The sequence below is a fragment of the Pseudomonas sp. NFXW11 genome (assembly GCF_049887815.1).
Taxonomy (GTDB): domain Bacteria; phylum Pseudomonadota; class Gammaproteobacteria; order Pseudomonadales; family Pseudomonadaceae; genus Aquipseudomonas.
The window spans coordinates 61,434-84,284 of sequence record NZ_JAGEKI010000016.1 but is presented as its reverse complement, the minus strand read 5'-3'; the positions used below and the strand labels follow the sequence as shown (position 1 = coordinate 84,284).

The 22,851-nt window shown below is 58.3% G+C and carries 26 protein-coding genes, 1 tRNA gene and 2 pseudogenes; 13 read left to right on the top strand and 16 right to left on the bottom strand.

Annotated features, from left to right (window positions below):
- Window positions 1-13 precede the first annotated feature (13 nt).
- From avs1c to J4P02_RS22930, 4 genes and pseudogenes are all read left to right on the top strand, one after another.
- Entirely contained in the window at window positions 14-271 is a 258-nt protein-coding gene (gene avs1c, locus J4P02_RS22945; protein ID WP_426194531.1) for an AVAST type 1 anti-phage system protein Avs1c, read from the top strand.
- A gap of 334 nt (window positions 272-605) precedes the next feature.
- Window positions 606-740, top strand: a pseudogene (locus tag J4P02_RS22940) (glycoside hydrolase family 19 protein); the annotation flags it as partial.
- A gap of 512 nt (window positions 741-1,252) precedes the next feature.
- Window positions 1,253-1,441 (top strand): annotated as a pseudogene (locus J4P02_RS22935) (DNA adenine methylase); the annotation flags it as partial.
- A 251-nt stretch (window positions 1,442-1,692) separates the two neighbouring features.
- Window positions 1,693-2,931, top strand: coding sequence for an insecticidal delta-endotoxin Cry8Ea1 family protein (locus J4P02_RS22930; protein WP_426194529.1), 1,239 nt, complete (start codon window positions 1,693-1,695; stop codon window positions 2,929-2,931).
- On the opposite strand, the gene J4P02_RS22925 is transcribed toward J4P02_RS22930, so the two are convergent.
- The 6 genes from J4P02_RS22925 to J4P02_RS22900 all read right to left on the bottom strand — a co-directional run bounded on the left by J4P02_RS22925 (window position 2,932) and on the right by J4P02_RS22900 (window position 7,921).
- Window positions 2,932-3,474: a hypothetical protein gene (locus J4P02_RS22925; RefSeq protein ID WP_426194527.1), complete on the bottom strand. Its 543-nt coding sequence runs from the start codon at window positions 3,472-3,474 to the stop codon at window positions 2,932-2,934. It abuts the gene before it with no gap.
- Window positions 3,475-4,514: 1,040 nt separating this feature from the next.
- Window positions 4,515-4,784: a hypothetical protein gene (locus J4P02_RS22920; protein WP_426194525.1), complete on the bottom strand. Its 270-nt coding sequence runs from the start codon at window positions 4,782-4,784 to the stop codon at window positions 4,515-4,517.
- A gap of 217 nt (window positions 4,785-5,001) precedes the next feature.
- Entirely contained in the window at window positions 5,002-6,225 is a 1,224-nt protein-coding gene (locus tag J4P02_RS22915) for an amidohydrolase family protein (RefSeq protein WP_426194523.1), read from the bottom strand.
- A 189-nt stretch (window positions 6,226-6,414) separates the two neighbouring features.
- The gene (locus J4P02_RS22910; RefSeq protein WP_426194521.1) at window positions 6,415-6,672 is read right to left on the bottom strand and encodes a DUF2790 domain-containing protein; all 258 of its coding nucleotides are present in this window, start codon (window positions 6,670-6,672) and stop codon (window positions 6,415-6,417) included.
- A gap of 91 nt (window positions 6,673-6,763) precedes the next feature.
- Window positions 6,764-7,234: a cyanase gene (gene cynS, locus J4P02_RS22905; RefSeq protein WP_426194519.1), complete on the bottom strand. Its 471-nt coding sequence runs from the start codon at window positions 7,232-7,234 to the stop codon at window positions 6,764-6,766.
- 30 nt (window positions 7,235-7,264) lie between these two features.
- The gene (locus tag J4P02_RS22900) at window positions 7,265-7,921 is read right to left on the bottom strand and encodes a carbonic anhydrase (RefSeq protein ID WP_426194517.1); all 657 of its coding nucleotides are present in this window, start codon (window positions 7,919-7,921) and stop codon (window positions 7,265-7,267) included.
- Window positions 7,922-8,032: 111 nt separating this feature from the next.
- Between J4P02_RS22900 and cynR the strand changes: the two genes are divergently transcribed.
- On the top strand, window positions 8,033-8,914 hold the full coding sequence (gene cynR, locus J4P02_RS22895) for a transcriptional regulator CynR (RefSeq protein WP_426194515.1): 882 nt from the start codon (window positions 8,033-8,035) through the stop codon (window positions 8,912-8,914).
- Window positions 8,915-9,024: 110 nt separating this feature from the next.
- Here the strand turns inward: cynR and J4P02_RS22890 are convergent, their stop codons facing one another.
- Window positions 9,025-9,711, bottom strand: coding sequence for a phytanoyl-CoA dioxygenase family protein (locus J4P02_RS22890; protein WP_426194513.1), 687 nt, complete (start codon window positions 9,709-9,711; stop codon window positions 9,025-9,027).
- A gap of 372 nt (window positions 9,712-10,083) precedes the next feature.
- Here J4P02_RS22890 and makC point away from each other — a divergent pair, with 372 nt between their 5' ends.
- On the top strand, window positions 10,084-10,485 hold the full coding sequence (makC, locus tag J4P02_RS22885; RefSeq protein ID WP_426194512.1) for an alpha-pore-forming tripartite toxin MakABE regulator: 402 nt from the start codon (window positions 10,084-10,086) through the stop codon (window positions 10,483-10,485).
- Window positions 10,486-10,771: 286 nt separating this feature from the next.
- Window positions 10,772-11,065: a hypothetical protein gene (locus J4P02_RS22880; RefSeq protein WP_426194510.1), complete on the top strand. Its 294-nt coding sequence runs from the start codon at window positions 10,772-10,774 to the stop codon at window positions 11,063-11,065.
- A gap of 78 nt (window positions 11,066-11,143) precedes the next feature.
- Here the strand turns inward: J4P02_RS22880 and J4P02_RS22875 are convergent, their stop codons facing one another.
- Entirely contained in the window at window positions 11,144-11,389 is a 246-nt protein-coding gene (locus J4P02_RS22875; protein ID WP_426194509.1) for a hypothetical protein, read from the bottom strand.
- 195 nt (window positions 11,390-11,584) lie between these two features.
- Between J4P02_RS22875 and J4P02_RS22870 the strand changes: the two genes are divergently transcribed.
- A complete protein-coding gene (locus tag J4P02_RS22870) occupies window positions 11,585-12,163 on the top strand; it encodes a hypothetical protein (protein WP_426194507.1) in 579 nt (192 codons plus the stop codon).
- A gap of 54 nt (window positions 12,164-12,217) precedes the next feature.
- Here the strand turns inward: J4P02_RS22870 and fabF are convergent, their stop codons facing one another.
- Window positions 12,218-13,486, bottom strand: a complete 1,269-nt coding sequence (gene fabF / locus J4P02_RS22865) for a beta-ketoacyl-ACP synthase II (protein ID WP_426194505.1) — start codon at window positions 13,484-13,486, stop codon at window positions 12,218-12,220.
- 116 nt (window positions 13,487-13,602) lie between these two features.
- Between fabF and J4P02_RS22860 the strand changes: the two genes are divergently transcribed.
- Complete coding sequence (locus J4P02_RS22860) at window positions 13,603-14,091, top strand: winged helix-turn-helix transcriptional regulator (protein ID WP_426194503.1); 489 nt, start codon at window positions 13,603-13,605, stop codon at window positions 14,089-14,091.
- Between the two features lie 9 nt (window positions 14,092-14,100).
- On the opposite strand, the gene J4P02_RS22855 is transcribed toward J4P02_RS22860, so the two are convergent.
- From J4P02_RS22855 to J4P02_RS22845, 3 genes are all read right to left on the bottom strand, one after another.
- Window positions 14,101-14,976, bottom strand: coding sequence for a hypothetical protein (locus tag J4P02_RS22855; RefSeq protein WP_426194501.1), 876 nt, complete (start codon window positions 14,974-14,976; stop codon window positions 14,101-14,103).
- A 173-nt stretch (window positions 14,977-15,149) separates the two neighbouring features.
- Window positions 15,150-15,878, bottom strand: coding sequence for an HAD-IB family hydrolase (locus J4P02_RS22850; RefSeq protein WP_426194499.1), 729 nt, complete (start codon window positions 15,876-15,878; stop codon window positions 15,150-15,152).
- A 108-nt stretch (window positions 15,879-15,986) separates the two neighbouring features.
- Complete coding sequence (locus J4P02_RS22845; protein WP_426194497.1) at window positions 15,987-16,622, bottom strand: TetR/AcrR family transcriptional regulator; 636 nt, start codon at window positions 16,620-16,622, stop codon at window positions 15,987-15,989.
- Window positions 16,623-16,716: 94 nt separating this feature from the next.
- Between J4P02_RS22845 and J4P02_RS22840 the strand changes: the two genes are divergently transcribed.
- Window positions 16,717-17,325, top strand: a complete 609-nt coding sequence (locus J4P02_RS22840; RefSeq protein ID WP_426194495.1) for an NAD(P)H-dependent oxidoreductase — start codon at window positions 16,717-16,719, stop codon at window positions 17,323-17,325.
- A gap of 540 nt (window positions 17,326-17,865) precedes the next feature.
- Here J4P02_RS22840 and J4P02_RS22835 read toward each other — a convergent pair.
- The gene (locus tag J4P02_RS22835; RefSeq protein WP_426194492.1) at window positions 17,866-18,354 is read right to left on the bottom strand and encodes an AAA family ATPase; all 489 of its coding nucleotides are present in this window, start codon (window positions 18,352-18,354) and stop codon (window positions 17,866-17,868) included.
- Between the two features lie 343 nt (window positions 18,355-18,697).
- Between J4P02_RS22835 and J4P02_RS22830 the strand changes: the two genes are divergently transcribed.
- From J4P02_RS22830 to J4P02_RS22820, 3 genes are all read left to right on the top strand, one after another.
- The gene (locus J4P02_RS22830) at window positions 18,698-18,961 is read left to right on the top strand and encodes a DUF1652 domain-containing protein (RefSeq protein ID WP_426194490.1); all 264 of its coding nucleotides are present in this window, start codon (window positions 18,698-18,700) and stop codon (window positions 18,959-18,961) included.
- A gap of 546 nt (window positions 18,962-19,507) precedes the next feature.
- A tRNA-Leu gene (locus tag J4P02_RS22825) sits at window positions 19,508-19,594 on the top strand.
- Window positions 19,595-19,757: 163 nt separating this feature from the next.
- Complete coding sequence (locus J4P02_RS22820; protein WP_426194488.1) at window positions 19,758-20,984, top strand: tyrosine-type recombinase/integrase; 1,227 nt, start codon at window positions 19,758-19,760, stop codon at window positions 20,982-20,984.
- A 6-nt stretch (window positions 20,985-20,990) separates the two neighbouring features.
- Here J4P02_RS22820 and J4P02_RS22815 read toward each other — a convergent pair whose 3' ends face one another.
- From J4P02_RS22815 to J4P02_RS22805, 3 genes are all read right to left on the bottom strand, one after another.
- Window positions 20,991-21,209: a helix-turn-helix transcriptional regulator gene (locus tag J4P02_RS22815; protein WP_426194486.1), complete on the bottom strand. Its 219-nt coding sequence runs from the start codon at window positions 21,207-21,209 to the stop codon at window positions 20,991-20,993.
- A gap of 304 nt (window positions 21,210-21,513) precedes the next feature.
- Window positions 21,514-21,960, bottom strand: coding sequence for a hypothetical protein (locus J4P02_RS22810; protein ID WP_426194485.1), 447 nt, complete (start codon window positions 21,958-21,960; stop codon window positions 21,514-21,516).
- An 83-nt stretch (window positions 21,961-22,043) separates the two neighbouring features.
- Entirely contained in the window at window positions 22,044-22,787 is a 744-nt protein-coding gene (locus tag J4P02_RS22805; protein ID WP_426194484.1) for a hypothetical protein, read from the bottom strand.
- Window positions 22,788-22,851 lie beyond the last annotated feature (64 nt).

Genomic DNA, 22,851 nt, shown 5'->3' with positions numbered 1-22,851 from the left:
CCGGAGATCACGTATGGCTTTTTTTGAAGCACCGGCCACACGGGCTGCTTTTGAAGAACGAATGGGGTTCTTGTTCGACCTGTGCAATACCGATCGGATGCGGTTTGGTTCTGGTGTGGGGGGAGGGGCGATTGAGAGCCTCCGACGGGTAAGAAAGTTACCCAACGGCCGTATCGACCTGCTGAGCATTGACGAGTTAGCTCGTGTGCAAGCGAACACGGCTCATCAGATGCAAAATTTCGCACCTTCGCTCGACTCCGGAGAAGACTGAATCAGGCAGACGGGAAAACTCATGGTGTAACCACGACAAAACTCGTTGCGCCGGTCGTGAAAGCTGACTAATCGGTTTGTAGTGCTGATTCGAACTCTGGTAGTCAATGTCTGCTTCTGGCCGATAGCTGCCCATCATCACCGACGGCAATCGCCCAGAAGCGACTCTCACTCCAACAGAGGTGCAAGGAAATTTCAACGTCTGCTGTCTATGGCTTGGTGGGGCAGGATCGCCGGCGCAGTGGATTACAACCACTGGACTAGCTAGGCAGGACCTGCGGCTCGGATGGCGCACAATCACTGGAATTGGTTGCCGCCATCACTGGAATACACACTGGCAGCGGGGGAGCTTGAATACCCTTGCAGATAAGGGCGACCTTCTCACCATCACCAAGCGCATTAATGGCGGGACCAGCGGCCTGGCGGATCGCGAGGCGCTGTATCAGCGAGCGTTGAAGGTGCTGCCTTGAAGGCCCCGGGCGGTTAGCTGGCCTGGACGTGGCAGACCAACGCCTACGGCAAGGATCTGGCGGACCAGGCCGATTCGTACAGCAGGGACCGCGCGCAGGCCGCGGCTGCGGTAATCAACTGGCAGGAAACCCAGCAGGACGCCCGCCGGGCGCTTGAGGATCGCCTGCAGTTGAACGACGAAACCCATTACAAGGAGCGGCGTGATGCTCAAACGAACCAAGCTCGCCTGCGTGATCGGATTGCTACTGCTGAGCAGCGACTGTCAGTCCTACTCAACACCGCCGCCTCGGGTGGTGGGTTGCCAGCCACCCCCCCGGCACCTGCGGCGTGGTTCATGGAGCGTCGAGCGCCGAACTTGACCCAACGGCTACTCAACGAATTGTCGCCATCGCCGGAGACGGTGACCAAGGATTGATTGCTTTGGCGGCCTGCCAGAGCTACGTCAAAAAAATCGTTTCAACGAAGTGAAAAGGAGCGGCCGGGCCAGATGCGTCAACATCTAGCCCGGCCGCGCTGCAAGGGTCGTGTGATGGTCAGCATCACCGACTATCCTGACATTCGGCGCGTGTTCGAAGGCTTTCATTTCGAAACCTGGGATATCAGATACACCACCACGAATCAGCGGCAGGGCAAGGCCGAAGTGAGCGGTGAATGGGTGGTTATGAACTGGGAGCCAGCAGCCCTAGGAGGGTTATTCTGATGCGGCTACCAGGAGGGTTTCTATAATCGAACCCGCCAGCATTCAACTCTCGGCTATCAATCGCCGATTCAGTATCTTGACCGCTGGAAGCGTGAGCAACATCAGGAAAAGCTGGCTGCATAAAATGCATCGGATGGCAGACGAAGTATCGAGGGAACCTCAGTTCCTATACTTTCAAAAGGAGTAACAAACATGCAAATAGCATTTCAAGAAATTTTTCTCGACAAAAAAAAGAATACGTCAAAGAAAAGTTGCAAGCAGCCTATCAAAACCCATTGCCGGTCGGGGTCCAGCTATCAGATCTGGATTTTGACAGTCTTTCTAACAATGTTGTCGAAAATCTTTCTAATGTGAAGCTACCAATCGCCAGCGCAGAAGAATTTTATGAGTTCACACCGAATCAGCTCATTGAAATCATGGAAAGAAAAAGATCTGCATTAATAATTCTGGAACAAAAATTTCCTCTTATCGAAGGCGAAATTATTGAAGAGGATTTTTTTTCCTATTTGATCGAGCAATTCGGCGATCTGCCTGTCAATACGCCAATTTTGAGGCGAAAAACCAATTATTCAAACCACTGCTATATATTCAGCGACTTGCAATTGAATGGTGGCGGTTTGGAACTGCTGTCACCAGCATTTCCAGAAGACACAGTTGAAATTCAGCTCAATGCTTCTAGCGATAAGGCGGCGACTAATATCGCCCAGTCACTGGGTAATGGATTAGTCTCCGGCTTCGGTGGCAAGATTGGTGCATTGATGTTCGATTCAATCTTCCCACCGGGTGTTCCAAACTATTTCGATCAGGTCTATGAGCAAATAAAAAAAATTGTCAATCAGGAGGTGACTGCAAATACGATCGACCAAATTAACGGCCGAATCAACGGGATGCAGGCCTGGGCGAAAAATACTTACGCGCCGAGAAAAATGCAGGGTATTGCCTCACGCAAAAGTCTGTTTGACGACGTAACGCCCTATGTCAATCTGCTCTATACCGAGGCGGTTCAAACCCTGATGCTGCCCAGATACGCCAAACCAGGATTCAGCGTCTTCATGGTAGCGGCTGGGGCTCATTTAGCATTGCTTCAGGAACAGGCATTGGTCGATCCTGATCACACGAATCCCGATGAATCGTCTTTCGCGACTTCGGTAAAACTCAATGCACAGCAATATAGTGATCATGCCGGAAATATATTCATTGAGTTAATTGACGATAGAAATAGCAAGGTGACGCTGAAGTGCGAGGAGTCCTACGAATGCAATGGCAACATGTGTATCACGAAAAGGTTTTATTTTTGGCATGATGATGTCACCGGCGAAAGCGGCAAAAGATTTAGAGGCAAGGACGCCAAAGAGGACGCACAATCTGATCTCGACAACCATGTGAGAGACGTAATGGGTGCATTGCTTATGACCCTTGGATTCCCGCAAACAACTATATGGAACTGGAAGAGGCTAACTCAAACCCCAATTCCTCAAAATATGCAGTAGTTAATATCTGTATATCACAACAAAAAGGAGGAAGTTTATGGATGAATCCGAACGGCTGAAATCCGTTGTTAGGACTTGCGCAAATTTCATTTTATGAAATGGGCTTTTTAATTGCTGGCGAAGACAGTCATCGAGCAAGCCATGTTTGACGCAATAAATGGTTTGTCCGGTCTTCCTTGCTATCTCAGTCATTCTTATCCAATCCAGCATGGCACACACTTCTTGTGTGTCATGCGTAGAGCCCTGAGTCAGGTCGTTGGTCACGACAAAGTCCGTGTAGTGCGGTGACACCTCAACCCGGAACAGTTTCTCCAGGTCGTTAACGTAGCGATACGGACGGGTCGCAGCGGAGTCATCCACGAGACGATTCGATTTGAGTGGGCAGTAATAGATTATGTGCAGCGAATCGATCAGAAACATGAGGGATTTTGTCGCGTACCAAGTGTCCATGAGAACGGTGCGGAACGGCAGCTGTTTGTCGGCGATGAGCGCAGGTGAAGGGAAGGCGCAAATCAGTTCCGGAATCAAAATCTTTCCCCGCATAGACCGTGGGTTCCAGCCTTCATAGAGATTCACACTTGCGGAACTGATATTTCGCTAACTGATTGAAAAAATTGAAGTTTTATCTGGATTGCGAATCCGCCTACGCCGGTTCGATTCCGACCTCGGCCTCCACCCTTGAAAACCCCGTAGATCAACGTCTACGGGGTTTTTTATTGCCTGGGATTTGGGCAATCGCTTCCGCAAATTTTTGGATCGCTTCCGCAAGTGGCCAGCTTTTAGCGTCGAGTGGAGAGAGCTTTCGCCGTTTTTGTTATGTACGTGACAGCAGCTATGTCTCACGTGAAGCAGCGGGTACTTACACGAGGCCGCAGAACGGGCAACTTGTGCACGCAGAATACTGGGAAGACGTGCAGCATTCAGGCAGTTGCGAAATCATTGTATTCGCCAGCAGCGCGCGACTGCTGCAGAAGGTGCGAACCAAAGGGAGTTGTATAGCGGTGGAGATGGCGCCGGCAGGGTAGGAATGGGCCACTGCTGAGGTCCGATTACGATAGGAAATTACAATTATTAGTGACGCCAATCAGGCTCAGCGGCTCGCACGAACAAGTACGCTGGCACCGTCCAAACCTCCGGACGCGCTCCACCAGCTCCGCCCTTAGACGTTCGGATGCAACTGGGGGCACCAAACCACGCTGCGATGTGCTCCTCGGGGACATTTGGATCCCCCTCAATGCCGACCACGACTGCAAGAAGGCCGTCTAGCTCGACTAAGTCACCACGTTGCCAATTTGTCATGCACAGCACCTTTGAAGGTCTTCGATTTTCAAGTCAGCTCGTTCGTCGCAAGCGCGACACTCAAGTCGGGGATGGCTGTCACCATCCAGCGATTCCGCCTTTTCCTTTTTCTGCTTAATTTTTGCGACAGCAATAGTATCTTTGAATCTAAAGATCTGAATTATAAAGTTTTTATTTTGTGTGCCCGATCCATCATCGGATCGACTGAGGGGGTGAGGGAGGCGGCGTTGCAGTTAGCCTTCGGGCCTCACAAACGACACAGGCCCGAAGGATTTGCAGCCTGCTTAGATCCGGTGGATCTGGGTGATGTGCGGCTTGCCATTGATTGGCGCGTAGATTTCTACGATCGCCTGCCAGCTACCCGACGAGCCTGGTAGGGTTGCTTTCGACAGGTAGCGATAGTTGGTGCCGTTGACTACTTGGGTCGAAACTTCTTCGGGTGCGTAGTTCACACCTACAAATCCGGCCAGGGCCTCTTTGAACACTTCCTTATCCTTTGGCGTGAGCTTGTGGTAAGGAGTCCATCCACCAACGAGATGTTCTTGGGCAGTCATGAATTAAATCTCCGTATTTAAATTCCTACTCATCTGGCTTTTCGGATTTCGCCCCGTCTATTCAATGGTTTCCGGAATCCATTTGCTGAATGGTTTTCCGAGCATCCCTACTCCTATTCCTGTGAAACCGGGTGCCTGGGAAAACACCGATACATGCTTACTGCTGGCTCGGGGGAGTGTAGGTCAAGGTCTTGTAGGAGCAAGATTGAAGACCGCCTCAGAACACGATCGAACGCTGGCACTGCGATGTCGCCACCAGGTTGCCGCGTTTGAACACCATCAGGCGTGTCGGGAGGTCGAGGATGATGTCGCTGACCGCCAGGCAGTCCAGCAGTACCAGATCGGCATCCTTGCCGGGTGCCAGGCCATGGTTGTTCAGGCCCAGGGCCTTGGCCGGGTTGCCGGTGAGCATGGCAAGCACCGTGGCCTGGTCATCGGCTCCGCCCAGGTGGCAGGCAGGCAGGGCCAGTTGCGCAATGTCCAGCAGGTCGCCGGTGCCGAATGGGGTAAAGGCATTGCGGATATTGTTGGTCGCCAGGCAGACATTCACGCCGCCGTCACGCAGTGCGCGCACGGGCGTCAGGGCTCGGCGCACATTGTGCCGATCGCCTCGGGCGCCCAGGTGCAGGTCGGTGGCGGGCAGGCACATGACGCTGATTTGCGCGTCGCGCAAAAGCCTGATGATTGGCGCCTGTCTTTCTGGCTCCAGGGCCCCCAGGCTGGTCAGGTGCCCGACGCAGACGCGCCCCTGGTAGCCTTCATCGAGGGTCTTGCGGGCCAGGTACTCGACGGTCATGTTGTCAGCGTTATCGGCAAAGTCCTGGTGCAAGTCGATGTCTTTTCCATAGCGTTTGGCCAGGTCGAAGACGAAGTCGATATGTTCCAGGGGCGACAGGTCGTTGTAGGGAATGCCACCCACCACGTCTGCGCCTCGCTCCATGGCCTCTGTCATCATTTCCCGCATGCCGGGCAGTTTCAGAATGCCTTCCTGGGGAAAGGCGACCACCTGGATATCGATGATGTGGCGCAGTTTCTCGCGCAGTTCCAGCACCACATCGAGCCCGGTAAAGCCTTGAGCGGGGTCGAACTCGGCGTGGGCACGGACATGGGTGCTGCCCGATTGCACCAGGGCACGCAGTACCTGGGTGGCGCGTTGGAGAATGTCTGCGCGAGTCAGTGTGGGCTTGAGCTCGGCGGTCACGGCGATGGCTTCCTGCAAGGTGCCTGAGCGATTGGCCCGACGCTGCATGAGGTTGGCCTTCTCCAGATGCAGATGGCCTTCGACGAACCCGGGAATCAGCACTTTGCCATTGCCCTGGATTTCATGTTTGGCAGATGCGGCGATACGCGGCTCGATCGCGATGATGGTGCCGCGGTTCACCGCCACATCCATCAGGGGTTGTGTGTCGTCGATGCGTACGTTGCGAAAGATCAGGTCCATGGAGTCGATTCTCGTCGTAAGCCCGCGGCCCGACTCGAACGGCAATGGCGTCCGTTCGGGGCGAGCGGGTTCGCTGTCATTGCTCGGCGTATCGAGCGACAGGGGTGGCAGCTGGGAGTGTGGGTTGAGGGTCGGAGCTCGATTGCCGGGCGCCGTGGCGCGGCAAGGCGCGCTGGATGTTCGCCGGGCTCAGCCGTTGGAGCAGCCGTTGCCCATGACGCGGTATTCGAGGATGTGCCGCTGGCCTGCCGAGTCTTCATAGGTCATGCGCACGGGCACCACCTCGCAGGTATTCGGCGTTTCGCTGATCGAGATGACGTGCGCCACGTCCAGCGTCTGTGAATAGCTGTAGTGCTCAATGGGTATCGGCTCGGCAAGGGTGACGGCGTCATCGGCCAGAGCCAGGTTGCAAAGGGTGCCTAGGAGCAACAACAAACAATTTTTCATCTTGGATCACCTGTCTGGGCGCTGCGACTGCGTGGGATTGCGCTTCTCGGTTGCCCGGCGCCATTGCGCGCCGGGCAGGTTCATCCCGGGGTCAGAAGGGTTTGGTCGGCAGGTACTTGCCGTCCAGGGTGATCACGGCGCGGGAGCCGCCTTCCGGGTCCTCGACCTTCTTGATATCCAGCTTGAAATTGATGGCGCTGATGATGCCGTCACCGAATTTCTCGTGGACCAGTGCCTTCAGCGTGGTGCCATAGACCTGCAGCATCTCGTAGAAGCGGTAGATAGTCGGGTCGGTGGGGACGCGGTTCTCGATGCTGCCGCGCATTGGCACGGTCTGCAGCAGGGCGATGCCGTCGGCATCCAGGCCGAGCTTGTCGCCGACCACCTGGGCGGCGCTAGCCGGCAGTGGATGCTGGCCCAGCAAGGCGGCGGTGACGAAAGCTTCGGACAAGCCAGTGCCATCGGTGATCTGGGCGAACGACAGGTCCTTGCGGGCCTTGGCGAGCAGGATGACCTCGGTCAGGGCGAGGCGGGTGGTCTGGCTGATTTGCGACTGGATCATGGGGTGATCTCCTGGGGTAGAAAGTGTTGTTCAGGCGACGAGCCTGGGTTGCTGGGAAGCGCGTACTTCAGGGTTGTCCACAAGGGACACGAACTGCCCGGTGCTGCCATTGAAGGCGTCGATAGCACCGCTTTCAATGTCGTAGACCCAGCCATGCAGGGTGACGCGTCCCTCCTCGAGGGCCAGGCGTACCGATGGATGGGTCTGGATATTGGCCAGTTGGGCGATGACGTTCTCGCGGACCATGGCCTCGACCTTGGCGTGCGGGTGTTGATGCTGGCGGGCCTCATTGACCACGCGGGCGGAGTCGGCGTAACGCAACCAGCCAGCCACGGCGGGCATGTGGTCGAGGCATTTGCAGGTGGCGATGGCGGTCATGGCGCCGCAGTCCGAGTGGCCGCAGATCACGATGTCGGCAACCCGCAAGGCGGCAACGGCATACTCGACCGAGGCCGACACGCCACCCGGCTCGGGGCCGTAGGAGGGCACGATGTTGCCGGCGTTGCGGATGACAAACAGATCGCCAGGTTCGCGCTGGGTCACCAGTTCGGGCACCAGGCGGCTGTCCGAGCAGGAGATGAACAGCGCGCGGGGGCTTTGCTGGGTGGCCAGGTCCTTGAACAGGGCGGCGCGCTCGGGGTATGCGTGGCGCTGGAATTTCAGGAAGCCGTCGATGATGTCTTGCATGGGTGAGTCCTCTGTGTCGCGGTGCGATGGAGCAAAGGTTATGCAGTGCATGGCATAAGGTAAAAGTCTCATTTATGATTGTTCTCATCAGAAAATCTTATGTGGTGAAGCATGCTTGCTCGGCATATCCAGTACTTTCTTGCTGTCGCGGAACATCACAGCTTCACGCGGGCGGCGGCGGCCCTGCATGTCTCGCAGCCGGCGCTGTCGCAGCAGGTTCGGCAATTGGAGGAGAGCCTGGGGGCGCAGTTGTTCGACCGCTCAGGGCGTATCACTCGGCTGACGGATGCCGGGTCGGTGTATTTGCGTTATGCGCGCCGGGCGTCTCAGGAACTGCAGGAAGGCAAGCGGGCGCTCAACGATGTGGCCGATCTCAGTCGAGGGGAGTTGCGGGTGGCGCTGACGCCAACCTTCACCTCTTACCTGGTCGGGCCCTTGGTGGAGGCATTTCAGGCGCGTTATCCCAAGATCAAGCTGAACCTGCGCGAGCTGGCCCAGGAGCAGATGGAAGCCTTGCTGTTGGCCGATGAGCTGGACCTGGGCATTGCCTTTGAAGAAGGGCACGCACAGGACATCGACACCCAGCCGCTGCTGGTCGAGACCCTGGCCCTGGTGGTCAGCCATCAGCATCGGCTGGCGGGTCGGAACAATATCGGGCTAGAGGTGCTGAACGATGAATCGCTGATTCTGCTCAGTGCTGAATTCGCTACCCGCGGGCAGATCGACCGCTATTGTCGGCAGCACGGGATTCGCCCCTGGGTGCAAATGGAGGCCAACTCCATCGGGGCGGTGATAGAGGTGGTGCGCAGGACCCCGCTGTCGACGCTGTTGCCGGCCGCCATCGCCCGAGCCTGCCCAGGCCTGGTGGCGATCGATCTCGATCCATTGCGCCTGCAGCGCACCGCGGTGCTGATGCAGCGAAAAGGTGGCTACCAGACTTCAGCGGCTCGCGCCTTTATCGAGCTGGCGCTGGAGGTTGCCGCAAGCTTGTAGCGCCATCGGTGATCCATGGTTGGCAGGGTTTCGGCCACTTCCGCGTTTGGCGGGCGGAAGCTGATTGAGCGTGGCGTGCGCGCGGGTGGTCTTGAGTTGGCGTTTGCTCATCAAGTGCCTGGCGCTCGAGAGCCGAGAGTTGCCGGGTCGAAGCTGTCGCGGGTGTCCATCCGCACGCCCCGCAGGCTGGCTGTTTGCTGATGTGAGGCGTAGAGCACCGTCGAAAAATAGCTGATCAGGATCGAGCGCCGGCGCGCGCCGCTGGAATTGCGACTGCCGGCGTGCACCAGGTCGACATCAAACACCAGGATGTCGCCAGCGCAGCCGCAAAGCTGCACGGATCGGGACTCGTCATTGAAGTCCAATGGCGGTTCTTGTGGACCCGGTCGATGACTGCCGGGGACTATCCGTGTGGCGCCATTTTCGGGACCGTAGTCGTCGAAAAAGGCCAGGGCGCCGACCATGTCGCCAGGGCGTTGCGCCGACAAGTCGCGGTGCAATTGCTGATGACCAGCACCGGCAACCGGCTCGCGGCCTTCCACCTGGGCGAGGAAGAAAGGCTCGCCGATCAACTCGCCCACCACTGCCAGCAACTGCGGCAGGCGACACACCGCCTGGACCTGTGGGTCGAGATCAAGCAGCGAATGACGCCAGTTCGCGCTACGAGGCACAGTCCACAGTTCCGATGGCAGCACACGGGCATCGAACTGGTTGCGCAGGCCCTGCAGCCACTCAGCGGGTATCGCTTTGCGCAGCAGTGCATAGCCTTGTCGATGGAGTTGTTCGCGGTCCGTCATTACATCCTCGCCTTTGTGTCCACACGCTTGCAGTACCCTGCGCCACTGAATCGCCCGGCCCATGCTTCGTTCGCTGGGGGGCGGCTGGGCGTCACGATAGCAGAGCGGGGCGCTTGTCAGCGGCTGCGGTTATACGAGTGGTGAGTACCTAGAAACTTGAATAAGGGTTGTTTATTCATTGGCGATCAATACCTTGTGCCTGGTTGTTATGCCTCTCTCGGTATTGGCTTGAGTGAGCCAAAAAAGTGACACAATCAACTCGTCCGGTTCCAGGGTTTAACGACTTTACATTGAAAGGGCCGGTGCTAGTCTCATGTTCCCGTTCGGGTGTTAGGGACGTAGGCGGGCAACTTGCACAAAAGGAGCATTGTGATGAAAGAAATCAGTGTATTGATTGTGGTTGATGTCGAGAACGCACTGGCAACCAACGACCTGGGTAGCAATGTTTATCTTATTGATAACAACAAGAACTCCGGCTCTACCGCCGAAGGGCAGGAAGAGTTGGTGACGGCTTGCGCCAATGGGCAGGTGATCAACTGGAGCGTGGTGCCTGTTGTGTCGCAGAATCAGGTCGAGATCAATAGTTTTTACGGTGATATGACCAAGGACAAGATCTGTGTGCCGACAAAGGTTCCTGGGCAGGGGCGAACCTATTGGCAGGGGCGTGTCAATGATACGCATATTGGCGATAAGGTCTGGTACAGCGTGGAACTGCTGATGAATGGTGCGCACACCATGAGTTTCGATCCGTTTCTACGTATTGTTGCGCAATGACAGCGGTGCGCTGCCTGAGAAATAAATCAGGGGTGCCCTGTAAGTAATATTAAGGTGGAAGTTGTGGGAAGCCCGGTTGCTAGACCGGGCTTTTTTATTGCTTTGGGTTTTAACAGCGCTGTATTGGCCTGGCTTTCGTAAATGCTCGCGCAGGCTGCACCGATGATTCTTCTGCAAAAATTTTTGACTTGTATCCTGGTGCTCTCTATAAAGGCGCAGCCTCTTTTCCCGCCAACAACTTAGGCCTTGCAACGAGCGCACTGCAAAGGATTGAAAACAGAGCATTATGGATAATCGTCACGACGCCAAGCGCGTTATCGTTGCCTTTCTGATCATCATCGTTGCCTTGGGCAGCATCGCGGTCATTACGTGCCTGGCCAATCCTCCTGGCCAGTTTCCTAGCCTGCTCAACGGGCTGGCCGTTATCGCCTTGGGCCTGACTTGCCTGTTGTGCTACCCACTGGTGTTTGCATACTGGATAGTCTCTGGCCGAACAACGGGAATGCGCGATCTGCTGATCTTGCATAGCGTCGTCGTTGCGGCATTTATTGGCTGGTATGTTGCGATTCTGTTTGATTGACGCTTGGCCGGCCCTTCGCTCCGCCCGAAAGGGTGTCTATTGCCAGTTCGCGCCAGCAAGCGTTGCTGGCGTCTTGAGTCAGCACAGGCTATCGGCTGGCGAGGGCAATGACAGGGGAGGTAGGCTCATGTCCCGGATGGCTGCCTCAAGCTTGTCCTGATAGATAGACAAAATGGAGTAATCCAGCTTCTGGGTGATATTGGCGCCGTCTGCAGCATTCATCAGCAGTTCATCCAGTGCGCCGGCAACCAGGTCTGCGGTGACTTGCAACACGGTCAATCCAAAGCGGCTATCGGCAATGACCAGATTCGTTAAATCGTACATACAGCTCCGGTGGTCACTGTCGTTATAAGTGGTGGCTATGAGCCATTATCATTTTAGCTAAACTGATGCCGCGTTGTCACCGGGGTGACGCGGCTTGCTGCTGCCAGTCGTCGCAGGTGTGCGGGAGGCATTTGCACTACTTCTGCCACCAGCCTGTGTAGTATCCGACCAGTGAAAAGAGCCGGGGCGATTTGCATGCTGATATTGAACAGGGGCGACAACCAGGGATTGCGCGTGGCGCCGCGCTGGCCATCGTCAAGGGTATTGATGGATCAGGACGTCTTCACCCAAGTGCTCAGGGCCCAGTCCCGGCTGCCCGGCAGTATTCGCTTGCTGGTAACCCGGGGTTACGAGCAGAAAAGCAGCTACCTGGGATTCTTCCGAAACCTGTCGCGCTGGCTGGGCGTGCGCCTGTTCTGTCTGTGTTATCCGCAGCGCAGGCAGGAACTGAAGGATATTTTTGGTTCCAATGGCCACGATGTGGACGGCACTCATATCGATGTGTCCATCGTCCTCAATGGCCAGCGCCTGCGTTTTCTGCCGCTGGGGGTATTCACCTCGCCGGCGCGCCAGCACCTGTTGCAGGCCCGTTATCTGGCGGTTGTCGATCAGGTCAAAGACAGCCTTCGGCAATCTGGCTTTGAGATTCATCGCAATCCGACTGAAAGCCTGCAGATCCATTGCGATTATCGAGCGGGTCGGCGGGCGAGCGATAGCGACTCCCTGGCGGAACAGGGGCAATGCCGTCTACAGCTGAATGACGTGTTGAACTGATCCAGGCGCCGAGGTTGCAGGCACCGCCTGCTGCAACCTCGGCGTTGCATCTGCCTAGGCCCAGCGCTTGAACAGCACGCTGGCGTTGACGCCACCAAAACCGAAACCATTGGACAGTGCGTATTGCATGGCCATCTTGCGCGCCTGGCCGCGTACCAGGTCGAGGCCTTCGGCGGCGCTGTCGGGGTGCTCCAGGTTGAGGGTTGCGGGGGCGATCTGATCGCGCAGGGCGAGAATGGCGAAGATCGCTTCAATCCCGCCTGCGGCTCCCAGCAAATGGCCAGTGGCCGACTTGGTGGCGCTGATGGCCGGGCCAGTGCCGGTGCCGAACAGGCTCTTGATGGCCGCCAGCTCACCCTTGTCGCCCACCGGCGTGGAAGTGGCGTGGGCATTGAGGTGCTGCACCTCGGAAGGCTGTACGCCTGCCTGGCGCAGGGCTTGCTGCATGGCGCGCCGCGCGCCATCGCCATCTTCCGGGCCGGCGGTCATGTGGTAGGCGTCGGCGCTGGTGCCATAGCCCACCAGCTCGGCGATGGGGCGAGCACCCCGGGCCAGGGCATGCTCCAGTTCCTCGATGACCAGCAGCCCGGCGCCTTCGCCCATGACAAAGCCGTCCCGCGCCTGGTCGAAGGGGCGTGAAGCGCGTTGCGGGCTGTCGTTGTAGTCACTGGACAGCGCCCGCGCGGCCGCGAAGCCGCCGAGGCTGACGCGATGGATCGACGCTTCCGCGCCGCCGCAGACAGCCACATCGATTTCACCGGCGCGAATCATCCGTGCGGCATCGCCAATGGCCTGGACCCCGGCGGCGCAGGCGGTCACCGGTGCCCCCAGGGGGCCTTTGAGGCCATGGCGAATCGATACATGGCCGGCTGCCAGATTGCACAGGAACGAGGGCACGGTGAAGGGCGACAGGCGTCGCGGCCCCTTGCTGTCGGTGATGCGCACGGCCTCGGCGATGGCCGGGAAACCTCCCACGCCCGAGGCAATGATGGTGGCGGTGCGTTCCTGGGCCTCGGCACTTTCGGGGTGCCAGCTGGCCTGGGCCAGGGCCTGTTCCGCTGCGGCCAGGGCGAAGAGGATGAAGCGGTCCATCTTGCGCTGTTCCTTGGGCGCCAGCAGTTGGTCCGGGTCGAAGCCGGCCTCTGGGTCCAGCAGCCTGTCGGGGACCTGGCCGCCGATGCGGGTGGGCAGGTCCTGGATGAACTCTTGCGGCAATTGGCGGATGCCGGACTGTCCTGCCAGCAGGCGCTGCCATACCTGTTCGACCCCGCAACCCAGCGGAGTGATGGCACCCATGCCGGTGACTACGATGCGTTTGCTCATGCCGATCCTGCTCCTTCAACGTGTTTGGGTGGGGAACAACGAAACATGGACGATACTATCATCATGAAAGTAACATCCCGATCCATAAATATCGCCAGCCACCGCAGGAACCAGCCATGCAACGAAAAAGCCTGATCGACGCCGAATGCCCAATCGCCCGGGGCCTGGAGCGGGTCGGCGAGTGGTGGAGCATCCTGATCATGCGCGATGCCTTGCAGGGCCTGAGGCGCTTCGACGAGTTCTCCCGCAGCCTGGACATTGCCCCGAACATGCTCACCCGGCGCCTGAACTCCCTGGTGGAGGCCGGGATGCTGGAGCGCCAGGTCTATAGCGAGCGACCCTTGCGTCATCAATATGTGCCCACGGCCAAGGGCGAAGATTTTCGCGTGGTGCTGATGGCCTTCGTGGCCTGGGGCAACCGCCATTTCGCCCCCGAAGGCGAGAGCGTGCAGTTGGTCGAGCGTGCCAGCGGGCGGCCGGTACAGCCGATGATGGCGGACCTTGCCGAGGGTTATGCGGTGCCCTTGCAGGCATGCGGGGTACAGGCCGGCCCCATGGCCAGCGCCAGCATGCGCCAGCGGCTGCAGGGTGGCAGCGCTGAGTGAGCCGGTCCGTTACTGCGGGTTTTGCAGCGCGGGTGCTGGCGCTTGCTGGTCCGGTACAGGGGGCGGGGCAAGGGGGGCGGTGATGCTGCTGGGTATCAGCTTGCCCACCACATAGCCGCCATGGCTGATCAGGGCCAGAAGCAGCAAGGTGTTGTGCAGTTGCGGCAGTTCTTTCAGTACCCAGGCGCCAGAGCCCAGGCTGTGCCCCACCGCGGCGCCATACACCAGCACCACCAGCAGCGTGATCAGCAGCATCTGCAGCCGAGGCAGGTCGACAATGGTGCCGTTGGTGACATCCTCGCCGCGGATCAGGTCGGCCAGGCGCGCATCCTGTGGCGCGCTCTTGGTCAGCACCTGGCCGGCGGCCGAAGGCATTGCCGTGAGGTTCTGGCTGGCCAGCAGTTGCTGGCCGGTGCTGGCCAGCGCGCTGTTGTCTGCAGGCAGGTCGGCTTTGCGACTCAGGGCCATGGGCGCGCTGACGAAGCTGGCGAGGCTGAAGCCCATCAGGGCGATCAGGTTGTAGTCCAGGTCCACCATCAGCGCACTGATGGCGTCGCCACGAACGATATTGGCGATATACAGCGCATACAGGGTGCCCAGCACCAGCAGGGTCCACAGGCTCATCTGCAGCCGCGACAGCGAGTAGCGGTTGCGTTCGTCGATCAGTACTCCCAGCACCCGGCCACGGATTCTCAGGCCCGCCAGGACGAACAGCGCCAGTAGCCCCAGCAAGCAGCAGGCCCAGGCGCTCAGGCGTGGCCAGTCCAGAGGTGCGGCCGCGGCCAGGTCAGCGGATTGATGGGGCTGGCGCAAGAGGATAACCACCGGAGCTACGGCCGCCAGCAGCACGGCCAGGGTACGCAGCAAATAGCCATTGAGCTTCATGGTGGCAAGCCTCTCCCTGTAGGGCGGCTCAGGCGTTGATCAGCCTGAGCCGCTGCGATCCTTGTGGGGGCGTGGTCGGCAATGGGTGCGAGCGCGCTTGCACTTGGGTATAGCGAATCTTCCTTGCTGCACCGCGCCGTTGGTCGGCGGCGTGGCCGGCCCTGCCTGGAGGCTCAGCCTGGCCAGCGGCCACGGCGCCAGGAGGGGTGGAAGTAGCGCCAGTGGGCATCCTGCGCCGCCGCCAACAGCTCGCGATCGCCCCGGGTATCGCCCCAGGCCCGCAGGCGATACTGGCTCAAGGGGCCATAGACGCCTTCCAGGCGCAGCACCTTGTTTTCACAGCGGCAGTTGTGGCCGAGGATTCGCCCGCTCAGCACACCGTCGACGACTTCCAGTTCGGTGCCGATCAACTCGACCCCCAGACGCTTTGCGAAAGGTTGCAACACCAGCGCCGGCGATGCCGAGCACAGGGTCACCCGCGCACCGGAGCGCAGCTCGTCCGCCACCCCCAGCAGGCCGTTGGGGCGCATCAGGCGGGTCCAGAATTGCTCGCAGTAGGCCTGTGCCTGCTGCTGCAGCCATGCCGCCTCGACGCCGGTGAGAAAGTGGCCGATCAACTGTGCCTTGAGCTGGTCCCGGTCCACTCGGCGGGCCAGATAGCCCAGCCCGGGCAAGGCCAGGTTGAGCAGGCGGCGGTTGAACTGGCGTGGTCCGAAGGCGAAGCGCAGAAAGGGCACGAAGCTGTCATGGCGAGTCAAGGTGCCGTCGAAGTCGAAGACCGAGAGCACCCGATGCGTCTGGACGTCGATTGCGTCGGCGGGTTCAAGCGCGGGCTCTTGTATCAGAACGGTCGGCCGCGTCTGGCCTGCAAGCGCCTCGGGGGAGTGGGGATGGGACGGCATGGAGGTTCTCGGTGATGGTGGCGGGCAGCTGCACGGGCTGGAAATAGCGGCGTTGAGGGCAGTTTACCGGTTTCGCTGCACGACGATGGCAGGATCCGTACAGGCGTTTCATTGGGGGCTGGCGGCGGTGTTTTTCCGGGTTCTTTCAAGCATGGCGACAATAGTGGCGTAGAGCTCCTCCTGGGCCTGTTCGGCACTGATTTCCTCCATGGCCGCAGCATGGGACAGCGCTTCGGCGGCGCCGAGCATCGCGCGCAGGCTGGCCACGCTGAGTGTGGCGCCAGCGGCAAAGGGCTCGAGGTTCTGCCGGCACTTTTCGAGAAAGGCCGCCTCATAGTCACGCTTGATGATTTGTAGCTCGGGGGAGCTGGCCAAGGCGGCAATGACTCCGGGTATCTCCCGACCTTGCAACATCACGCAATCAACGTAGGAGGTGGCGATGATCCTGGCGCGAGAGTCCAGGGTTGCTTCGCTGCTGCACAGGGCTTGGTCCATCAGGGCGGTCTGGCGCTGGTCGAAGTCCGTGTACAACGCTGCCAGGAGTACCGCCCGAGTGGCGAAATGGTCATAGACCACGGGCTTGGTGACCCCGGCCTGTTCGGCCAGGTAGCCCAGGGTCAGTGCCTCGGTACCGTGTGAACGAACAATCTGCCAGGCGACCGTGATCAATTGATGCAGTCGCTGCTGGCGTGACAAGCGCCGTCGCGGAAGGGCGCCGGGATCGGCGGGTGGATGGCTTGACATGCTTATATACCAAAAGTAACTTAATGGCCTTAACTTACCAAAAGTATATAGATCCCTGCTTGTTCCCTGCAATCCATTCCCTGGAGTCACTGCCATGCACGCTCTGATCGTTGTCGCCCACCACGACCCCAAGTCCCTGACCCAGCACATTGCACGGCAGATTGCCGAAGGCCTCGATGCCGGGGCGGGGCAGAGTTTTGAAATTGCCGATCTCTGGGCCGAGGGTTTCGACCCGCGTTTTGCGGCGGCGGATATTGCCGTGCATCGAACCCAGGCACCGGCGCCCGAGGATGTGCGTGCCGAACAGGCGCGTATCGAGCGCGCCGATGCCCTGGTGCTGGTCTATCCGGTGTATTGGTGGTCAATGCCTGCCTTGCTCAAGGGCTGGATCGATCGAGTGTTCTGCAATGGTTGGGCCTTCGATTTTCGCGCGGATGCCAAGCTGGTGAAGAAACTCGGCGGACTGCGAGTGCACCTGCTGGGGGTTGCCGGGGCTGATGCCGGTACCTATGAGCGCCATGGCTATCTTCAGGCCATGCGCACTCAGATCGATCATGGGATCTTCGATTATTGCGGGGCGCGGGTGGAAACCTCGCAATTGCTCTTCGATTCGGAAAGCACTGACCCGCAGCCAGGCTTGCTGCAGGCGCGTCGGATCGGCCAGGAGTTGTTTACCAGCGTCAGGCTGGCCGAGCCGGTGTGAGGAGTGAAGTTGCTTGTTCAAGGATGCGGGCTGCTGCGGAGTCGGTAGGCAATGTCCGTTTCAACCCAGGCAGCACCAGGCAAAGGTGGTCAGGCAAAGCAGCAAGGGCAGGGCATCGAGGAGCTCATTCATACCGTCACATTCCATTCGGGCGAGTGCCGGCAATTTAAGGGCGCCTTTGTTGCCTGTCTGTTGCGATTCTGTGAATTTTCAGTGCGCTTTCGTTTAAAGCCCTGGCAGAGGAAAAGGCCGCGCCGTAGACGGCCAGGATCGCCTTCCGGAAAACCAATGTCTCAAAAAAAGTGTGGATATTTAATGACTTAGGTGATTTTATTTACGGTTTTTTGCGCAAATTATCTTGTTACAGAATGTACCATTCCGTTACTATAGCCCTGCGTTCACCTACCACGGTTTATGCATTTTTAGCCCCAAGTGTCCATCAGCTACTTGGGCTTTTTTTTGCCTGGAATTTGCCTGGGCCGGCAGTTTCAGAAGGTTTTTCGTGGCCTGGCCTGTCGGCCAGGCGACCTTTCTCTTGGCTCAGTGCTCGATGAGCTCGAGCCCTTCCTCTGCCCGTGGCATCTCAAAATAGCGACAGATCAGCTCGAACTGCTCTTCGCTGGTGTTGAAGGGGTGCTCGCCCAGAGCGTTACGTTGTCGCAATCGTGCGCGGCAGGTGTCTTCATCGGCGTTCAGCACATGCAATTGATGGGCGACGCCGGCCTGGTCGGCCAGGGCTCGCAGCCAACTGCGCTGGGCTGGGGTGTTTGCCGGGAAGTCCAGCACCAGGCTGGTTCCGGCGCGCAAGGTGGCGATCACCAGGGGTTGTAGGGCGTTCTTCAGGCGCTGGGCGTGCAGCAGGTAGTCGGCGAGAGAGTGGATAAGGTCCGGATAGAGTTGCGCCAGCCACTGGTCTTCGCAAATCAATAGCGTGCCGGGAGCTTGCGCCAGTTGCTGGGCCAGGGTCGACTTGCCCGAGGCGATCTTGCCGCACAGCAGATGCAGCATGGCGGAGGAGGGTGGGTTCATGGAGTTCTCCTGGGGTGAAAGCCTCAGAAGAGTGGTCGTCAACCGCGCCTCCGAGGCGGGTTGGTGACGGTTGAAACGACCGCTAGCCCACCCTGCCGTTGAGGATGGTAATAATCGCGGTGGAGTGCGGCTGAAGGTTCATGCTTTGGAACTTACACTGCGGCTGGAAAAAAACCTAGAGGCCCTGTGTGGGGTGGCCTGGGGTGCAGCAAATCGATTATCGCGCGGCTGGGCGAAACTGTGATTCAGTTGGCATTTTGGGTGTTGTATTCGACACTAATTGGCAAATGCTGGCCTATCCTCAACCGGCAAAATCCTCACTCTCACCTAAAGGCAGGATGCCATGCTCTCCACCCATGAGCTTTGCCATATTCTGGAGTCCGGCTTTCTCCCACTGTCCTGCGCCTGTGGGGTGAATCCCAACGGTTCGCTGACCATCAAGATCTACGATGCCGAGTCTGGCCGAGTGGATCTGCTGCTGCCGGGGGTTTCCACCCTCGAACTCACCAGCGTGCGGGAGATTTCCAACCTGATCGGCGAGCTGCGCACCGAACTGCGGGCCGGGCGCAGGGCCTTTGCTGGTGGCTTCAACCACTATTCCGGTTAAGCGGCGCAGGGCCATGATTGCTGACAGTTGAACATGTTATTTCCAGCGCATAGTTTGGTGCGGTTCGCCCAGTATCTATGACTCTTTACCGGTTCATGGATGGCGAGGTCATCTGTACTGGGCGAACACCACAGAGGTTGCCGCGCTTATCAATGGCCGTGGCCCCATTCCCCTTGCTTGGCTTGCCCCGGGTCGACGACCCGAGCGGTGTTACCTGTCCTTTTCCATGCTGATCACCGCTCGAACTGCTCCCAGGTTTCAGGTAAATCCTTGAAAATCAGTTGGTTGCGGCATTTCCTCATGTTAGCCTTGGCGCCGCTGCGCGAGCTGGCAAAGTGCTTGAGCCTGCTTTGGGCGTGAATTGGCTCGATGCTGTAGCTCTCTGATTTCTCGTGATTTTTAGTTGTGAGAGTCGCCAGGGCAGGGGCGTTTTTTGCCCGCTTCGACCTTGCTTCAGAGGAAGTGGATGTATATATTCCACACCCTGCTTCAATCACCGGATGCTGATGCCGTTTGGCTGGCTCGGTGTTGCGTGATCGCGCTACCGCCCGAATGGCGAAACTGGTAGACGCATGGGACTTAAAATCCCCCGCTCGTAAGGGCGTGCCGGTTCGATTCCGGCTTCGGGCACCATTTTCGATTATCAGGCCTTACCAAGCCTTCTCAAAAATCCCCGCAAGGCCAATGCCTGCGGGGATTTTTGCTTTCAGCCTTTGCTATCTCTTCTCACCCCTTCTCAATATTTTTAGTACATTGCTCAGCACATCTGAATTAGATAGCTCATGGTGATGTACTAATGCCCCTCACTGACACGGCGGTCAGGCAAGCAAAGCCCAAAGACAAGGACTACAGCCTCAGCGATACCGCGGGCCTTTCCTTATTCGTAGCCGCCAAAGGCACGAAAGCGTGGCACTTCCGTTTCTCATGGCATGGAAAGCAGCCTCGCATATCCCTGGGCACCTATCCCGAAATCACACTGAAAGAAGCGCGCGAGCGCCGCGACCAAGCTAGAACCCTTGTCGCGAAGGGCATTGACCCTCGGGCGGAGCGACGCGATGAGAAGCGCATGGCCACCACCGGAGCCGTGAAAACGTTTGAGGTCGTTGCGAACGAATGGCATGCATTCAAGTCGCCCCGCATGGTTGCCGCAAAGAAAGGAGGTGTTACCCAATCTCGCCTCTACCTGGAAAAAGACCTAATTCCATCCTTGGGCAAGATCCCGGTGGCCGACGTAAAGCGTTCCGATGTACTAAGCGCCATGCGGCGCATTGAAGCCCGGGGCGCCTTGAACGTGGCGCGCAAGTGCAGGTCTTGGCTGAACGAGATCTTTCGTTTCGCGATCGCTTCCGGGTACATGGACACGAACCCGGCATCCGACCTGGACATCGTTGCTGTCAAAGAGCCGCCGGAGAAGCACAATCCGATGCTGCGCCAAAGTGAGCTCAAGGACTTCCTGGTGGCTCTGCGGCAGTTCAACGGTGCCGCGTACACGAAAAGTGCAATACGCATCCTGCTACTGACTGGCGTGCGTACCGGTGAGCTGCGCAATGCGACATGGAGTCAGTTTGATTTGGACAATGCGCTCTGGACCATTCCCGCAGAGGGTGTGAAGCAACTGCAGAAGGTGATCAGAGCAAAAGGAGGGGATAAGGTACCGCCGTATCTGGTGCCACTGTCGCGGCAGGCGGTAGAGGAAGTGCGCAATGTCCATCAGATGACCGGCCGTTACAAGCTGCTGATCCCGGGTCGAAGCGACCCTAGCAAGCCGATCAGCGACGGCACGGTCAACATGGCATTGAAGCGCATGGGATATGAAGGCCGGCTAACCGGGCACGGAATCCGCGCAACGATATCGACGGCCTTGAACGAGATGGACTACAACGAGGACTGGATCGAGGCGCAGCTTTCGCATGCAAGCTCGGGGAAGGTCCGCAAGACGTACAACCACGCTGAGTACGTCGAGCAGAGACGTAAGATGATGCAGGATTGGGCCGACTACCTGGATAGGTTGGAGGGCGTTTAGCAGAAGCTACGCCTGCTTGCGTGCTGATGCGCGACTGGCCGCCCACTGCTCCACCTCCGAGCGAACCCAGGCTACAGCCTGTTCTCCAACCTTGGCCTGACGCGGGAATTTTCCACCGCCTGCCATCCGGTAGATGGTTGATGTGCTAAGGCCTGATATGCGTCGGACTTCAGGTAGGCGGATGAATTCAAAGTCTTCGTTTTCCCGCGATTGCGGGTTGTGCATTGGGGGTTGCATAGGGATTCCTCGCCCGAGGTCATGGGCAGGCAGAGTTGTTGAGGGGAGGGGTTACTCGCTGTATTTCTTGCGGATGCGGCGGGCGATAGCTCGTAGTTCGTAGTCCATCTCGAATATCTCGTTGTTGTCCCGACGCGAGACGACCCCGGATCTTGTTACGTTGCGCGAGCCCAGAATCCAGGCAGCCAGAAGGATTAGTGTGGATTCGAGCTGCCGCCGGATCTGGCCTGTATGCGGGATCATCGCGGCCCCTTGTAGATCAGGTAGGCCATGTAGGGGATGGGGATGATCATCAGTAATCCCCCCAATCCAAGCCCTGGATGTAGTCGTTCGGGATAGTCACGGCCACGGTCGGAATCGTGCTTTCGACTTCAAGATTGCCGAAGTACCCGATAGCTGCCTGGGCGCGCTCCAGAGACAACTGGACATGCCGCATCTGCCAGGACTTGCGTGCTTTGTACGAGCGCAAAGCAAGCGCCTTGTCGGTATAGGCGAAGCGCCGCCCCCAGGTGCCACCTTCCTTCAGTACGCGCTTACGGCGCTTCTTCACTGCGTCGTCGGTCCAGCTGTATTGCGGGCCTTTGACGAGGTCGCAGGTGTGCTTGTCGCCGATGTAGTAGCACTGTGCGGTTTCGCCAATCACCTGGTAGGTGATGCAGTGGACCTCAAGGCCATCTGGTCCGATTGTGTCGATGTAGCGGTAGTGGTCTGGCCACGCTTTCTGCATTTCTTCAGGCATGACTTGTCCTTGCCGCTGCTGCGGCTGACTTGAAAGTGGGGAAGGGGTGAGGTTTTTGCGGGAGGAGTACAAATGTACTCCTGTCAGAATTTGGCGCTCAATCGGGCGCAGCGCTTGCGGAACTCGTAAACCATGCTGCGCAGATCTACCAGAGACTCCTGCAGATCGCCGCGGGCGTCATCAATCGCTTCGAATAGCTCGCCTTCACCGTCGTCGCCACCCTCATCTACGGCCATCAGAGCCAGGCCGTATGCCTGGAACTTCTCCAACACGTCATCAGCTGACTTGGCCATGTACTCGGCATGCTCGATGGCATAGTCCTTAGGCGATCGCTCAGCCGGCGCGCTCGGCGGACTGTCTTTTTCCAGCTGACAGCCACTGATGCAGCCATTTGCGCAGGCGCCACACGACTTCGGCTCTGCGCTGGCGGATAGGGCGGCGTCGATTCGCTCGTTGTAATCCTTCAAGAGCTGAATAATCTTTGAGCGGCCGACCGCAGTCATTGCCGACCGAACCTGCGAATCAGTTATGGCGAGCGTCAACTCGGTTGCGAATCCTTCGAGCAGCGCATCCCGCTCGGCCAGGGACTTGACGCCCAGGGCGACAGTGTCGTTGGCGATGCGGAGATCAGACTTCAAGAGCCGGATATCGGCCTTCAGTCCTTCGCACTCCTTCTCTAGCCGCTTCGCTTCATCGAACCAACTCCGGCGAGACAGCTCGCGGTCGTTGTCGCTGAAGGTCAGAGCGCCTATCTGCTCGTCCTTCTTGTTCAGGTCTGACTGAAGGGCAGCTACTCGCTGCTCCAGGTGTTGGGTTTCTGTGGGCATGGGGATACCTATGAATTTTATGGAGGTTGTTTGGCGCCATTAATTTGATATCGTTAATGGCTGA

Excerpts from the sequence above, each read along its gene's own strand:
- avs1c (WP_426194531.1), top strand. The coding sequence starts at position 14 with ATGGCTTTTTTTGAAGCACCGGCCACACGGGCTGCTTTTGAAGAACGA.
- J4P02_RS22925 (WP_426194527.1), bottom strand. The coding sequence starts at position 3,474 with ATGCGGGGAAAGATTTTGATTCCGGAACTGATTTGCGCCTTCCCTTCA.
- J4P02_RS22920 (WP_426194525.1), bottom strand. The coding sequence starts at position 4,784 with ATGACTGCCCAAGAACATCTCGTTGGTGGATGGACTCCTTACCACAAG.
- J4P02_RS22915 (WP_426194523.1), bottom strand. The coding sequence starts at position 6,225 with ATGGACCTGATCTTTCGCAACGTACGCATCGACGACACACAACCCCTG.
- J4P02_RS22910 (WP_426194521.1), bottom strand. The coding sequence starts at position 6,672 with ATGAAAAATTGTTTGTTGTTGCTCCTAGGCACCCTTTGCAACCTGGCT.
- cynS (WP_426194519.1), bottom strand. The coding sequence starts at position 7,234 with ATGATCCAGTCGCAAATCAGCCAGACCACCCGCCTCGCCCTGACCGAG.
- J4P02_RS22900 (WP_426194517.1), bottom strand. The coding sequence starts at position 7,921 with ATGCAAGACATCATCGACGGCTTCCTGAAATTCCAGCGCCACGCATAC.
- cynR (WP_426194515.1), top strand. The coding sequence starts at position 8,033 with ATGCTTGCTCGGCATATCCAGTACTTTCTTGCTGTCGCGGAACATCAC.
- J4P02_RS22890 (WP_426194513.1), bottom strand. The coding sequence starts at position 9,711 with ATGACGGACCGCGAACAACTCCATCGACAAGGCTATGCACTGCTGCGC.
- makC (WP_426194512.1), top strand. The coding sequence starts at position 10,084 with ATGAAAGAAATCAGTGTATTGATTGTGGTTGATGTCGAGAACGCACTG.
- J4P02_RS22880 (WP_426194510.1), top strand. The coding sequence starts at position 10,772 with ATGGATAATCGTCACGACGCCAAGCGCGTTATCGTTGCCTTTCTGATC.
- J4P02_RS22875 (WP_426194509.1), bottom strand. The coding sequence starts at position 11,389 with ATGTACGATTTAACGAATCTGGTCATTGCCGATAGCCGCTTTGGATTG.
- J4P02_RS22870 (WP_426194507.1), top strand. The coding sequence starts at position 11,585 with ATGCTGATATTGAACAGGGGCGACAACCAGGGATTGCGCGTGGCGCCG.
- fabF (WP_426194505.1), bottom strand. The coding sequence starts at position 13,486 with ATGAGCAAACGCATCGTAGTCACCGGCATGGGTGCCATCACTCCGCTG.
- J4P02_RS22860 (WP_426194503.1), top strand. The coding sequence starts at position 13,603 with ATGCAACGAAAAAGCCTGATCGACGCCGAATGCCCAATCGCCCGGGGC.
- J4P02_RS22855 (WP_426194501.1), bottom strand. The coding sequence starts at position 14,976 with ATGAAGCTCAATGGCTATTTGCTGCGTACCCTGGCCGTGCTGCTGGCG.
- J4P02_RS22850 (WP_426194499.1), bottom strand. The coding sequence starts at position 15,878 with ATGCCGTCCCATCCCCACTCCCCCGAGGCGCTTGCAGGCCAGACGCGG.
- J4P02_RS22845 (WP_426194497.1), bottom strand. The coding sequence starts at position 16,622 with ATGTCAAGCCATCCACCCGCCGATCCCGGCGCCCTTCCGCGACGGCGC.
- J4P02_RS22840 (WP_426194495.1), top strand. The coding sequence starts at position 16,717 with ATGCACGCTCTGATCGTTGTCGCCCACCACGACCCCAAGTCCCTGACC.
- J4P02_RS22835 (WP_426194492.1), bottom strand. The coding sequence starts at position 18,354 with ATGAACCCACCCTCCTCCGCCATGCTGCATCTGCTGTGCGGCAAGATC.
- J4P02_RS22830 (WP_426194490.1), top strand. The coding sequence starts at position 18,698 with ATGCTCTCCACCCATGAGCTTTGCCATATTCTGGAGTCCGGCTTTCTC.
- J4P02_RS22820 (WP_426194488.1), top strand. The coding sequence starts at position 19,758 with ATGCCCCTCACTGACACGGCGGTCAGGCAAGCAAAGCCCAAAGACAAG.
- J4P02_RS22815 (WP_426194486.1), bottom strand. The coding sequence starts at position 21,209 with ATGCACAACCCGCAATCGCGGGAAAACGAAGACTTTGAATTCATCCGC.
- J4P02_RS22810 (WP_426194485.1), bottom strand. The coding sequence starts at position 21,960 with ATGCCTGAAGAAATGCAGAAAGCGTGGCCAGACCACTACCGCTACATC.
- J4P02_RS22805 (WP_426194484.1), bottom strand. The coding sequence starts at position 22,787 with ATGCCCACAGAAACCCAACACCTGGAGCAGCGAGTAGCTGCCCTTCAG.